Origin of the sequence: Micromonospora peucetia (assembly GCF_900091625.1) — a bacterium.
Classification (GTDB): domain Bacteria; phylum Actinomycetota; class Actinomycetes; order Mycobacteriales; family Micromonosporaceae; genus Micromonospora; species Micromonospora peucetia.
Window position 1 is genome coordinate 1,666,978 of the sequence record NZ_FMIC01000002.1, and the last position, 13,388, is coordinate 1,680,365.

The 13,388-nt window shown below is 73.8% G+C and carries 10 protein-coding genes and 1 pseudogene; 7 read left to right on the forward strand and 4 right to left on the reverse strand.

All coding sequences use genetic code 11. The annotated features are described in order from the left end of the window. Positions 1–32 precede the first annotated feature (32 nt). Positions 33–2,426 carry an immune inhibitor A domain-containing protein gene (locus GA0070608_RS07810; RefSeq protein ID WP_091624172.1) on the forward strand — a complete coding sequence of 798 codons (2,394 nt, stop codon included), beginning with the start codon at positions 33–35 and terminating at the stop codon, positions 2,424–2,426. Between the two features lie 211 nt (positions 2,427–2,637). Next, complete coding sequence (locus GA0070608_RS07815) at positions 2,638–3,570, forward strand: alpha/beta fold hydrolase (protein ID WP_091624175.1); 933 nt, start codon at positions 2,638–2,640, stop codon at positions 3,568–3,570. Between the two features lies 1 nt (position 3,571). Here GA0070608_RS07815 and GA0070608_RS07820 read toward each other — a convergent pair whose 3' ends face one another. Beyond that, complete coding sequence (locus tag GA0070608_RS07820) at positions 3,572–3,937, reverse strand: hypothetical protein (protein ID WP_091624178.1); 366 nt, start codon at positions 3,935–3,937, stop codon at positions 3,572–3,574. After that, positions 3,934–6,894, reverse strand: a complete 2,961-nt coding sequence (locus GA0070608_RS07825) for an SseB family protein (protein WP_141719424.1) — start codon at positions 6,892–6,894, stop codon at positions 3,934–3,936. The genes GA0070608_RS07820 and GA0070608_RS07825 overlap by 4 nt, the downstream gene beginning before the upstream one ends. Before the next feature lie 153 nt (positions 6,895–7,047). Here GA0070608_RS07825 and mycP point away from each other — a divergent pair, with 153 nt between their 5' ends. Continuing rightward, positions 7,048–8,328 carry a type VII secretion-associated serine protease mycosin gene (gene mycP / locus GA0070608_RS07830; protein WP_091624182.1) on the forward strand — a complete coding sequence of 427 codons (1,281 nt, stop codon included), beginning with the start codon at positions 7,048–7,050 and terminating at the stop codon, positions 8,326–8,328. Between the two features lie 185 nt (positions 8,329–8,513). On the opposite strand, the gene GA0070608_RS07835 is transcribed toward mycP, so the two are convergent. Together GA0070608_RS07835 and GA0070608_RS07840 are read right to left on the reverse strand one after the other, a co-directional pair. Continuing rightward, entirely contained in the window at positions 8,514–8,807 is a 294-nt protein-coding gene (locus GA0070608_RS07835) for a WXG100 family type VII secretion target (RefSeq protein WP_091624187.1), read from the reverse strand. 26 nt (positions 8,808–8,833) lie between these two features. Beyond that, a complete protein-coding gene (locus tag GA0070608_RS07840) occupies positions 8,834–9,154 on the reverse strand; it encodes a WXG100 family type VII secretion target (protein WP_091634585.1) in 321 nt (106 codons plus the stop codon). A gap of 307 nt (positions 9,155–9,461) precedes the next feature. Here GA0070608_RS07840 and eccE point away from each other — a divergent pair. From eccE to rarD, 4 genes and pseudogenes are all read left to right on the forward strand, one after another. After that, positions 9,462–11,314: pseudogene (eccE, locus tag GA0070608_RS07845) on the forward strand (type VII secretion protein EccE). Positions 11,315–11,374: 60 nt separating this feature from the next. Then, a complete protein-coding gene (locus GA0070608_RS07850; protein ID WP_091624194.1) occupies positions 11,375–11,761 on the forward strand; it encodes a phage holin family protein in 387 nt (128 codons plus the stop codon). A 108-nt stretch (positions 11,762–11,869) separates the two neighbouring features. Beyond that, the gene (locus tag GA0070608_RS07855) at positions 11,870–12,370 is read left to right on the forward strand and encodes a GNAT family N-acetyltransferase (RefSeq protein ID WP_091634588.1); all 501 of its coding nucleotides are present in this window, start codon (positions 11,870–11,872) and stop codon (positions 12,368–12,370) included. After that, on the forward strand, positions 12,367–13,296 hold the full coding sequence (rarD, locus tag GA0070608_RS07860) for an EamA family transporter RarD (RefSeq protein WP_091624198.1): 930 nt from the start codon (positions 12,367–12,369) through the stop codon (positions 13,294–13,296). Before GA0070608_RS07855 ends, rarD begins: the two co-directional genes overlap by 4 nt. The last annotated feature ends 92 nt before the right edge of the window (positions 13,297–13,388 follow it).

Sequence of the window (13,388 nt, forward strand, 5' to 3'; positions counted from 1 at the left end):
CACACCGGAGGTACCACGTGCGCAAAGTCGCAGTGGGTCTGCTCGGGCTTTCGCTGACGGCGATGGGACTGGCGGTCAGCACGTCCGCCAGCGCCGCGCCGCAGCCGAAGCTGCCGACGGCCGCTCCGTCGGTCGCCGAGCCAGCCCCCGACCACGACCTGCCGAACCCGCTGGAGGAGAAGCGTCGCGCCCTGCGCCAGGAGGGCCTGAGCGACGTCCTTTCCGGCCGGTCCAAGCCGCAGAATGTCAACGGCAGCACGGTCGTCAAGGTCGGCAAGACCCAGGCCGAGGGGGCTGCCGCCCGCTCGACCCGGGCCAACGCCGCCAGCCAGACCCAGGACCAGTACGTCGAGCTCTCCCGGGAGAAGACCGACCGGATCTTCGTCATCCTGGCCGAATTCGGCAACGATCGGCACCCGAGCTACCCGGACCAGGACACCAACCCGAACACCGCGGGTCCGACCCGGTTCGACGGGCCGCTGCACAACGAGATCCCCCAGCCCAACCGGGCAGTGGACAACTCCACCGTGTGGCAGGCGGACTACAACGCCGACTACTTCCGCAAGCTCTACTTCGGCACCAACCCGGGCGACGAGTCGGTGAAGCAGTACTTCGAGGCCCAGTCCTCGGGTCGCTACAGCGTCGACGGCACCGTCACCGACTGGGTGAAGGTCCAGTACAACGAGGCCCGCTACGGCCGCTCCGGCGGCTACCCGTGCGGCTCGAACGTCTGCACCAACACCTGGGCGCTGGTCCGCGACGCCGCCAACAAGTGGGTCGTCGACCAGAAGGCCGCCGGCCGCACCGACGCCCAGATCGCCGCCGACCTCTCGGCGATGGACCAGTGGGACCGGTACGACCACGACTCGGACGGCAACTTCAACGAGCCGGACGGCTACATCGACCACTTCCAGATCGTCCACTCCGGTGGCGACGAGGCCGACGGTGACCCGCACCAGGGCGAGGACGCCATCTGGAGCCACCGCTGGTACGCCTACGCGTCCGACCAGGGCTCGACCGGCCCGGTCGGCAACCCGCTCGGCGGCACCCAGATCGGCAACACCGGCCTCTGGATCGGTGACTACACGATCCAGCCGGAGAACGGTGGCCGGAGCGTCTTCTACCACGAGTACGCCCACGACCTCGGGCTGCCGGACGACTACAACGTCACCAGTGGTGGGGACAACAACAACGAGCACTGGACCCTGATGGCCCAGAGCCGGCTCGGCGCCAAGAACGACGCCGGCATCGGCGACCGTGGTGGCGACCTGGGCGCGTGGAACAAGCTCCAGCTCGGCTGGCTCGACTACGAGGTGGTCGTCGCGGGGCAGAAGCGCACCATGACCCTCGGCCCGCAGGAATACAACACCGACGAGGCCCAGGGCGTCGTCGTGGTGCTCCCCCAGCGGGACTACACGTTCGACCACGGTGCGCCGTTCGAGGGCACCAAGCAGTTCTTCTCCGGCAACAAGGACGACCTCAACAGCACGATGACCCGGACGCTGGACTTCACCGGGAAGTCGTCGGCGGCGCTGTCGATGAAGGGCCGCTACAACATCGAGGCCGACTACGACTACCTGTTCTTCGAGGCCTCGCTGGACGGCGGGCAGTCCTGGGTCACCCTGCCCGGCACGGCCAACGGCCAGCCGCTCAAGGAGATCTCGGCCGGCCGCTTCGCGCTGGACGGCAGCAGCAACGGCCAGTGGGTCGACGTCGCCATCCCGATGGACGTGGCGGCGGGCAAGGTCGCGCAGTTCCGGCTCCGCTACCAGACCGACGGCGGTGTCTCCGACGGTGGCTTCTACGGTGACGCGATCACCGTGACCGCCGACGGTCAGACCGTCCTCTCCGACGGCGCCGAGTCCGGCGCCGCGGGCTGGACGCTCGCCGGTGGCTTCGAGACCGCCGCGGCGAGCTACACCAAGGCGTACGACAACTACTACATCGCGGGCACCCGGCAGTACATCTCGTACGACAAGTACCTGAAGACCGGCCCGTACTTCTTCGGCTACTCGAACACCCGCCCGGACTACGTGGACAACTACGCGTACCAGGAGGGTCTGCTGATCTCCTACTGGAACACCCGCTGGGCGGACAACGACACGTTCGCGCACCCGGGTGAGGGTCGCAACATGATCATCGACGCGCACCCGCGGCCGATCTACAACCTGACCGGCCAGCCCTGGCGGTCCCGCGTCCAGGTCTACGACGCGCCGTTCGGTCTGAAGAAGGCCGACTCGTTCACGCTGCACCTCAACAGCCAGCCGCAGTACATCCGTGGCCAGGCCGCGCAGCCGCTGTTCGACGACACCCAGCAGTACTGGTTCCCGGAGCTGCCGAACCACGGCGTCAAGCTCCCGGCCACCGGCACCAAGATCAAGGTTCTGGAGAAGAACGGCCTCAACACCAAGATCCGTATCTCCTGATCCACTGATCCCGCACCACCAGCACCACGCGATGCCCGGGCAGGTCACCTGCCCGGGCATCGCCCGTTTCGCCGGCCGGTCACCGGCGTCGGCATCATGAAGATCGACACGGTCGGCTGGGCGGGCGTCGAACTCCCCGCCGCGAGCGGTCCCGGCCACCCCACAGGTCGGCCGCGGAACCGGCCGGCGTCGGGGTCCTAGGCTGTCTGCCATGACCGAGCAGCGTGGCGGGCCCGTCGACGAGTCCTGCGTCCTCACCGAGGGGCCGTGGACGCACCGGTTCGTCGGCGCCAACGGCAGCCGCTTCCACGTCGTGGAGGCCGGCACCGGCCCGATGGTGCTCTTCCTGCACGGCTTCCCGGAGCACTGGTGGGCCTGGCACGAGATGCTGCCGGCGGTCGCCGACGCCGGTTTCCGGGCCGTCGCGGTCGACCTGCGCGGCTACGGCGCCAGCGACAAACCGCCCCGGGGGTACGACGGCTACACGCTCGCCGCCGACGTCGCCGGGCTGATCCGGGGCCTCGGCGAACGGTCCGCCACCGTGGTGGGCACCGGCATCGGCGGCATGATCGCGTGGACGGTGGCGTCGTTCCACCCGTCGCTGGTCCGCCGGCTGGTGGTGCTCGGCGCTCCCCACCCGCTCCGGCTCCGGGCCGCCATCTTCGCCGATCCGCGCGGCCAGTTCGCCGCCGCCACGCCCACCCTGAAGTTCCAGCTGCCCCGCTACGAGCACGTGCTGACCCGCGACGACGCGGCGGCCGTCGACGAGATGCTGCGCCGCTGGGGCGGGCCGCGCTGGATCGGCGGTCCGGGCTTCGAGGCGTACGCGCAGCGGTGCCGGGAGGCCATGCTCATCCCGCAGGCGGCGTTCTGCGCCCTGGAGGGCTACCGCTGGGCGTTCCGCTCGGTGCTCCGCCTGCACGGCTACCGCTTCGTCCGGCTGATGCAGAAGCCGCTCATCACGCCCACCCTCCAGTTGCACGGCGCGCTGGACGAGGCATCCCTGCCGCGTACCGCCCAGGGCTCCGGCCGGTACGTGGTGGCGCCCTACGAGTGGCGGCTCCTGGACGGCATCGGGCACTTCCCGCACGTGGAGGCCGGCGACGTGGTGCTGGGCGAGATCCTGCGCTGGGCGAAGTCCTGACTCAGACCCGCTGCTCGCGCAGGTCGGCCACCTCGGCGGCGGGCGCCCAGCCCTGGTAGACGCCGAAGTCGAAAACCTCCAGCCCCATCGCCCGGGCCACCGGCCAGCGCCCGCCGGTGTACTCCACCCGAAGCCAGCCGTCGTGCTCGCCGAGAACGATGAACGGCTGCCCCTGCCAGGTGCAGGTGGTCCGCACGTACGCCAGGTCGTCGACCTCGGTGGCCGGCAGCACCCGGACGTACCGGCCGGGACGGACCTCCTCGAAGCCCTCGCCCGCCTCCGGCTGGTAGAGCCGGACGTCGTCGCCGTCCGGGCTCGCCTGGTATTCCCGGCCCTGCCAGCGGGCCACGTAGCCGTCGCGCGTCACTGCTCACCGACCTGTCGCCACCGCAGCGCGTCCGTGTCGAGAATGGCGACCACCCGCTCGGTGCCGTCCGCGCCGATCCGCCACAGCTGCGCGCCGTGCGGCAGCCGGGCGCTGTCCACCTTGAACTCCGCCACCACGTCGCTGCTCTCACCCGGCGCGAACCCGTTGCCCCGGAACGGCGGGCGCTCGATGACCCAGCCCTCCATGGCCCGCATGGCGGCCTCGTTCTGCCCGCCGTACGGGATCCGGTAGAGGCTGGGCCGGTGTGCCGGCCAGCGCAGCACGTAGATGTCCCCGGCGTCGCGTGCGAAGGGGGAGTCCGGGTAGCCCAGGCCGAGCGCGTCGTGCAGCTCGGCCGGGCTGGTGAGGTGGGCCAGCTCGCCGGCCCGGTGCACGAAGCCGGAGACCCGGTCGTAGCCCCGTTCCAGGTAGTACGCGAGCTGGCTGGGGGCGACCGCCTTCTGCATCACGGTCGGCCGTGCGGGGTCGGGCGCGGGTGGGTCGTAGCGGGGGCGGCTGACCGGTTCCTCGGCGGCGGGCAGCTCGGTCTCGGCGTCGTCACCGAGCCCCACCTCGGCCGCCCAGTTGGCCAGCCCGACGATCTGCTCGCCGGGCAGCTTCGCCCCGACCGGAGTGCCCGGGTTGACCGCGAACGACCAGCACTCGTCCGGCCAGCGACGGATCAGCTGGACGAACCTGACCTCGATGGTCTCGACCGTCGCGTCGGTGTGGTCGGCGAGCCGCTCCGGCGAGGTGTGCACCACGACGAACGTCTCGCCGTCCAGTTCCTCCGTACGCCAGACGAAGCCGGGCTCGCCGGGCCGGCTGCCCGGCGCGGATTCGGCCGCCACCGGCAACAGCACGCGGGCCAGCAGCAGGGTGGACAGAAAGGTGTCGGTGCTGCCGGCGCCGGCGGCATCCAGCAGATTCTCCTCGACCTCGTTGGCCGGCTGGAAGCCGGCCGGCCCGGCATCGGGCGACAGGTCCCCGACGACCCGCCCGATCTCGGCCTCCGTCGTCGGTACGTCGGCGACCGACCCGTGGTCCTCCGTCGGCGCGATCGGCTCGACATCGGAGTCGCCGGCATCGGTCGACGCCGTCGCCGCTGGCGCGGTCTCCTCCCGGGCCGCACCATCCGGCGCCGGCGCGGCCCCGGGCACGGCGACGCTCGCCGGCTCCCGCTGCCCCATCGGGGCACCGGACCACGCCGGGTCGGCGAGGGTGGGCTCCTCCCCGGACCACGCCGGATCGGCGGGAACGGGCACCTCTCCGGTCGCCGCCGGCTCGCCGGGCCACACCGGGTCGACGGGCGCGGTCGGGTGTCCGGTCTCGGGCGTGACGCCGGGCGCGGCCGGCGCGGGCGCGACATCGGCCGGGACGGCCGACGCGGCCACCGACTCCCGCCGACGCCGGACCGGCTCGAACAGCGAGACGGTCTCGTCGGCTGCCGAACCGGGCTCGGCGGCGGGCGGCCCGGCGAGGTCCCGCGACTCTATGACGGTGCCCTCGATGACGATCGGCGTGTATCCGCGCCGGGGGGCGGGAGGCGCGGACACCGGCTCCGCACCCGAGGCGTCCGCCACCGGTTCGGCACCGACCGGCTCGGGGGTGGGCCGCTGGTGTGGCAGCGCCTGGGTGGCGTCCTCGGGCTGCTCCGGTCGACGCCCGCCGTACGTTGGTGACGGCCCGGGCTCCGGGGCGCGGGCCCGAAGGTCCCGGGTGGCGTCCTCGTCGGGCCCACGCGGCGGCAACACCTGGGTGGCCTCCGCGCCGGGCACCGCGAACGCCCGGGTCGATTCCCCGTCGGACACCGCGAAAGCCCGAGTCGGCTCCGCGTCGGACACCGCGAAAGCCCGAGTCGGCTCCGCGTCGGACACCGCGAACGCACGGGTCGGTTCCGCGTCGGACACCGCGAAAGCCCGAGTCGGCTCCCCGCCGGTCGGGGCGCTCGGGATCGGGTGGGTCGGCTCCTGCGGCACTGGTTCCACGAGCGGCCGGCGGCGGGGGAACGGCTGACTGCCGGACCCGAGGCGGGGCGGCGGAGCGGCCCGCTCGCCGGAGCGCAGCGCCTCCTGCCGATAGGCCGCCGCACGACCGGACGCCGGTTCGAAGAACGACCGGTTCGTCCGCTCCGGGGCCTCCCCGGCGGGGCGGCCGTTGGTCGACGGCGTGGGCTGGGCGTCGGGCGTCGGCAGGCCCCTCGGTCGCTCGGTCAGCGGCGCGGAACGCGGCGGCGGAAGCCGGTCGGGTGCCGACCCGGCGTCGAACCCCGCAGGGCCGCCAGCCGTCGGAGCGCCGCTGCGCGGATCCGGCTGGCCCGGCGGGAACGCCGGCGTGACGGACGTGCGGGACGACTCCGCCGGCAGCCCGGGTCGGGCGGGTGCGGAGGCACGGCCGGTGGACGACACGGCCGTGGGCTCGGGCCGGAGCGTGCCGTCAAACCGGGCCACGCCGGTGGTCGGCCCGGTGTCCGGCCCGCCCGGCAGGTCCTGACCGGCAGCCTGGGCCCGCGCCCTGGCGGCCGTCTCCACCCGCTCCAACCGCGCCCGCGCCCCCATGGTGCGGCCGGGCAGCCGGACGTCGCCCCGGGAGAGCTGGGCGACGAACCAGGCCGGCAGGTAGCCCTCGACGGGCAGGCCGGGGTTCACCGCCAGCCACCACTCGTGGTTGGGCCAGCCGTCGGCCAGGTCGGTGTACGTGATGCGCCGGACGGCGCTCTCGTTCTCGCCGAGGCAGGCGCGGACGGCGGAGCTGGAGGTGAACGCCAGCACGTGGGTGCGGCCACCGGTGCTCCAGGTGCCCCAGCCCACCGGTGCCGTCCCCGCGAGCGCCTCGGCGGAGATCGGCAGCAACAGCTCGGTCCGGGCCAGGACGCGGAAGTAGAGCTGTTGGTCGTTGGCGCGCAGCGCGTCCCGCATCGCCGCTTCGGCGTCGGTGGCCGGCTCCCACTCGGTCACGGCCACCCCCTTCTCCCGCGAACAGGCCATAGGTATCGCGTACAACCTACAAGGTCAAGGCAAGATCACAATCGCTGGCTGGCAGCGGTGCGCCGGGTGCCGCCGAAGGCGCTAACATCCCGTTCCGGAGTCGACACGATACGGAGGCGGTCGATGTCCCGGTCCCCCGCGCGCCCACTTCTCGCCGCTCTCACGACGGCGTTGCTGACCGCCGTTCCGGCCGGCCCCGCGGTCGCCGACCATCCGGCCGAACCCACCCCCGGCCCGGTCCCCGCCGGACGGTCCGCGTCCGCGTCGACGTTCGTACGCGCGGCTCCCGGCTGCGCCTCGCCCCTCGCCCCGGTCCGGCCGGTGTCCGCACCCCCCTGGCCCCAGCAGCGGTACGCCCCGGAACGGCTGACCCCACTCGCCACCGGGGCCGGCGTGACGGTCGCGGTGATCGACTCGGGGGTGGACCGGCGGCACCCGCAGTTGGCCGGCCGGGTGCTCGACGGCACCGACCTGCTCGACCCCGGCGGCGACGGCAGCCGGGACTGCGCCGGCCACGGCACCGGTGTGGCGAGCATCATCGCCGCCGCTCCCCGCGACGGGGTGGCGTTCCGTGGGCTGGCCCCGGGGACCCGGATCCTGCCGGTACGGGTCAGCGAGCAGCAGGTGGTCGAGGGACGCGAGTCGGGGCGTACGGTCAGCGCCGAGGACTTCGCCCGCGCCGTCCGCTGGGCCGTCGACCACGACGCCGACGTCCTCAACCTCTCCGTCGTCCTGTACGCGGACGATCCGGCGGTGCGGGCCGCGATCGGCTACGCGGTCGACCGGGACGTGGTCGTGGTGGCCGCCGCTGGAAACCTGCACGACGCCGGCGATCCCCGGCCCTACCCGGCCGCGTACGACGGGGTGCTCGGGGTGGGCGCGATCGGGGCGGACGGGGCTCGTGCCCAGTTCTCCCAGACCGGCCCGTACGTCGACCTGGTCGCCCCGGGCAGCGACGTGCTGATGGCCGCCCCCGGTCAGGGTCACCACCGGGCCGAGGGCACCAGCTATGCGGCGCCCTTCGTGGCGGCCACCGCCGCGCTGCTGCGCCAGTACCGGCCGGAGTTGACCGCGGCGCAGGTAACGCAGCGGATCGTGGCGACCGCCGATCCGGCCCCGGGCGCCGGCCGGGGTGGCGGGTACGGCGCGGGGGTGCTCAACCCGTACCGGGCGGTCACCGAGACCGGGGGCGGGGCACCGGAGCGGGCGCGTCAGGTTGCCGCGCTCGCCGACGACAGGGCCGATCCGGGCCTGGTGGCGCAGCGTGCCCGCCGGGCGACGGCCCAGGACCGGGCGCTGCTGGTGGCGGGGGTCAGCGGAGCGGTGGTGGCCCTGGCGGCGTTGTTGGCGCTCGTCGTGCCGGGCGGCGCCCGCCGCCGCTGGAAGCCGGCCGATCCCGCCTGACCGGCTGCCGGCCCGATCCCCGCCTGAGGGGCCGCCCATCGACCCGGTTCCCGCCTGACGGGCCGCCGGTCACCGGACCGGTCACCGCCTGTCGAGCCGCCTGGCCCGGTCGCACCGCTCGCGGCCCGGCCCGGACGCCGGTGGTGGCGCCGACCGGTCAGGTCGACGCCACCACCGGGCGGGGCTCACTGGAACAGGCCGACGTTCTTCTTCTCCGTGTCGAGGTAGTCGGTAGCGGAGTCGTTCACCGCGAGCTTGATGTCGCGCAGCATGGCCTGGAGGTCCTGCGAGGCCGAACGCCAGCGGCCCTGCCGCTGCTCGTATGCCTGTCGGGCCTCGCCGGACCAGCTGGCCACGAGCGGGGCGGCGTCCCGTTCGAGCTGCCCGAGCTGCGAGTCGAGCGCGTTCAGCGCCTTCTGGATGTCCGCGCCCGCCTGTTGCAGGGCAGCGAAGTTGACGACCAGTACACCGTGGTCCATCGGATGTTTCCTCCCCCGAGACCGGGTCAGAGCGGCAGCTGGATGCCGCCGCGGTTGGTGGTGGACACCCGGCTGGCGGCCTCGGTGTCCGAGACGTCGTACTGCTGGCCGGCCGAGCGGATGGCACCGGCGGTCTCCCGCAGCGCCCGCTGCAACGCCGCCTGGTCCTGTGCCCACTGCTGCTTCACCTGCTCGAACGAGCGCCCGCCCGCCCCGCGCCAGGCCTGCTGCAACACCTCCAACTCGGCCATCAGGCTGCTCAGCATGGATTGCAGGGACTGGTCGACCTGCTCGAACTTCGCGGCGGTCTGCTGCATCACCGCTGCTTCTGCCTGGGTCTGGGACACCCGGGACGTCACCTCGTCTCATCGGTCGTGGCTGGCCGTCGGCGCGCCCACTCGTCGGGCGTGTCGCTCGCGCCGCCCGGATGTCGAGCACGGCGGGCGCGGGGTCAGCAGAACTCGTCGCTGACGGTAGCGGCCCGGTCGCGGTTCTGCTACCCCGGAGCGGTCCCCTGTGGACGACCACGGTCCCCATCCCACCCGGCTCGCCCCTTACGATGGGCGGCGTCGATGTCGCGGCGAGTGACCGGTCGAGGAGGCGCGGTGACGGTGACCACCGGGGCGGACCCGCACCGGCCGATCCCGGGCCACGATCCCGGCCCACCCGCCGCGGCCCTCGCGCCGGCCCCGACCGGCCCCGCCGGCCGCGCAACAGGCACCCCGGCGCCCCGGATCGCCGTGCCGCCACAGTGGATCCCGGCCGCTCGGCGGGGCGGCGCCGGTGTCCGGGCCGGTCAGGTCGTCGCCACGCAGGTGGCGGTGGCCGCTGTGGTCGCGGCCGTCGGCGGCGGCGTGCTGGCGACCCTGGCCGCCGTGGGGGTGGCCGCGCTGCTGCTGCCCGTGGCGTGGGTGCGGCTGCGGGGGCGGTGGCTCTTCGAGTGGCTGACCACCGGCCTCAGCTACGCCACGCGCCGCCGCGCCCTGCCCCCGGCCGCCGGCCCGGCGGCCCTGCTGGATCTGGTCGACCCGGGCGCGGTCGTCCGCCCCGCCGAACTGGCCGGTACGCCGGCCGCCGTGCTGGACGACGCCGCGGGCATGGTCGCCCTGCTGGAGATCGGCGACCCGGCCGACCTGCTCGGCGATGCTCCCCGCGCGCTGCCGGTCCCGGCGTCGCTACTGCCGGCCGCCGCGCCGGATGGTCCCCCGGTCCGGCTCCAGCTCCTGCTGACGGGCTCACCGGCGCCGACTGTCGGCGCGGGTGGCGGCACCGTCGGCACCTCGTACCGGCAGCTGACCGACGGGCGACTCGCCGGCCGGGAACGGGTCGTGCTCGCCGTCCGGGTGCTGCGCGTCGAGGGCTGGACGGCAGAAGAGCTGCGGCGGGCGCTCTCCGGGACGGTGCGTCGGATCATCCGCCGGATCGGGCCCGTCGCCGCCCGCCCGTTGGGCGAGCACGCGACGCTGCGGGTGCTGGCGGAGCTGGCCCACCACGACGACCACCCCGCGCAGGAGTCCTGGCAGGCGGTCCGGGCGGGCGACCTGCTCCAGACCACCTTCCGGCTGAGCCGCTGGCCCGACGCGGACACCGACGCCGGTCGGCGCCTGGTGGGCCGGTTGCTCGCGCTGCCCGCGACGGCGACGACGGTCGCGCTCGGCGTCGGGCCGTGGGTCGGCGCCGACCCCGCGTCGGCGCCGACCGAGCTGGCCGTACGACTGGCCGCCGCCACCCCGGCGGAGCTCTCGATCGCGGCGCAGGCGCTACGCCGGCTGGTCGCCGAGGTGGGCGGCGAGGTGCACCGCCTCGACGGCGCGCAGCTCGACGGGCTGGCCGGCACGCTGCCGCTCGCGACGGCGGGCGCGGTGAGTCCGGGCCCGGCGCCCGACGGCCTGGAGCTGACCCTCGGCGCGGCGGGGCTGATGGTCGGCACGAACCGGCACGGCGGCGCGGTGACCGTCCGGCTGTTCCGGCCGGAGGGCACCCGGGTGATGCTGGTCGGCGGGGTACGTACGGCGCAGCTGGTGGCGGTGCGGGCCATGGCTCTCGGGGCCCGGGTGGTGGTGCAGACCGCCCGCCCGCGCGAGTGGGAGCCGTTCGTCCGGGGCGTCGGCACCCCCGGCGCGATGATCCCGGTGGTCCCGCCCGGCCGCCCGGTGGGCGAACCGGGTTCGCCGCTGCGCCCACTGCTGGTGGTGGTCGACGCCGGTCCCACGCCCGTCGAGACGGAACCGGGGTCCCCGTGGCGGACCACGCTGCTGGTCCGCGACGAGCTGACTCCCGCCGACACCGACGCGCTGGGCCGCGCCGACCTGGCCGTGCTGCAACCGCTCGACCCGACCGAGGCCGCCGTGGCGGGCGCCGCGCTGGGCCTCGGTGGCTCGGCGGAGTGGCTGACCCGGATCCGGGACGACATGGTGGCGGTGGTCAACCGGCGGGCGTTGCGCTGGGCGCTGCTCTCCCCCACCCCGATCGAGTCGCAGCTGATCGGCCGCCCGTCCCGCCGCTGAAAGCGGCCCGGACGGTCTCGTGGGTTCCCCGGGTGGTCCGTCCGTGGCACGATCCCCGCCATGGGTTTCCTCAAAGGGCTGCTGATCCGGCTGGGCAGCACGGCACTGGCCTTCTGGCTGGCCACGCTGCTCATCCCGGGCATCACGTTGGGTACGGCGTCCGCCGGCGAGGCGGTCATCACGCTGGTCCTCGTCGCGGTGATATTCGGTGTGGTCAACGCGGTGCTCCAGCCGATCATCAAGACCGTCGGCTGTGGCTTCTACCTGCTGACCCTCGGGCTGATCGCGCTGGTGGTCAACGGGCTGCTGTTCCTTTTCACCAGCTGGATCGCCGACCAGGTCGGGCTGCCCTTCCACGTCGAGAGCTTCTGGCCGGAGGCGGTGCTCGGCGCGCTCTTCGTCGGCATCGTCACCTGGATCCTCGGAGCCGTCCTGGACCGGGACTGACCCGGACGGCCCACCCTCTGGCCGCCCCGGAACGCGGGCCGACCAGAGGGTGGGAATTGGTCGCTGATCGGGCCGGAGGGCCGGGCTAGCGTCGCGGGCATGTCCACCCTGACCTGCCTGACCCGCGACGACGGCTACCTGCTCAGCACCGACCCGGACCGGATCGACCTGGACCTGGTCCACCACTGGCTCTCCACCGACGCGTACTGGGCGATCGGGCGGGACCGGGAGACGGTGGGGCGGGCGTTCGCCGGGTCGGTGCCGTTCGGCGTCTACCGCCCGGGTGACGGCCGGCAGGTCGCGGTCGCCCGGGTGGTCACCGACCGGGCCACCTTCGCCTGGCTCTGCGACGTCTACGTCGACCCCGCCGAGCGTGGTCGGGGGCTGGGCACCTGGCTGGCCGGGTCGGTCCGCGACCATCTCGCCGGCCTGGGCGTACGCCGGATCCTGCTGGCCACCGCCGACGCCCACGAGGTGTATGCGAAGCTCGGGTTCGCCCCGCTGACCGATCCGCACCGCTGGATGCAGCTCGACCAGCGGGAGCAGCCGGTGAGCCCGATCACCGGCAAGGATCCGGGTGGCTGTTCGCCCCTTACGGTGGAGGCGTGACGCCACTTCGTCTCGGCTACCTCTACGGCATCGGCGCGTACCTGCTCTGGGGGTTCTTCCCGCTCTACCTGAAGCTGATGCGCCCGGCCGGGTCGGTGGAGATCCTGGCCCACCGGATCGTCTGGTCAGTGGTGTTCGTCGCCCTGCTGCTGGGTGCGATGCGCAACATCGGTTTCCTGCGGGCGCTGCTGCGCCGGCCCCGGGCGCTGGCCGGCATCGGCATCGCCGCCGTGCTGATCGCGGTCAACTGGGGCGCCTACATCTACGGCGTGACCTCCGACCGGGTGGTGGAGACCGCCCTCGGCTACTTCATCAACCCGCTGGTGGTGATGCTGCTCGGCGTCACCGTGCTGCACGAACGGCTGCGCGCCACGCAGTGGGCGGCGCTCGGCATCGGCGGCCTGGCGGTGGTCGTGCTGGCCGTCGACTACGGTCGGTTGCCGTACCTGGCGCTGGTGCTGGCGTTCAGTTTCGCCGGGTACGGCCTGGCCAAGAAGCGGCTCGGGCTGCCCGCCGCAGAGGGGCTCTTCGTCGAGTCGGCGGTGCTGGCGCTGCCCGCGCTGGCGTACCTGGGTTGGCTCGGCGCCAGCGGCGACGCCACGTTCGGGCAGGTGTCGGTCGGGCACACCCTGCTGCTCGTGTCGGCCGGGGCGGCGACCGCGATCCCGCTGCTGCTCTTCGCCGGGGCGGCGAACCGGCTCCCGCTCACCAATCTCGGCATGATCCAGTACCTCGCCCCGATCCTCCAGCTCGGCTTCGGCGTGCTGATCTTCCACGAGCCGATGCCGCCGGCCCGGCTGGCCGGCTTCGCCCTGGTCTGGGCCGCGCTGATCGTCTTCACCGTCGACGCCCTGCACAACTCCCGCCGTACCCGCCGCGCCGCCACCACAATGGCCTCCCCCACCCCCCACCCCATCCCCCGCTGACCGACTCCCCCTCGCCCCTCGCTCCTCGCCCACGATCTTGCACTTTGGGCCCTCGGATTGCCGGGATTAACCCTTATGTCGGGGCCAAAAGT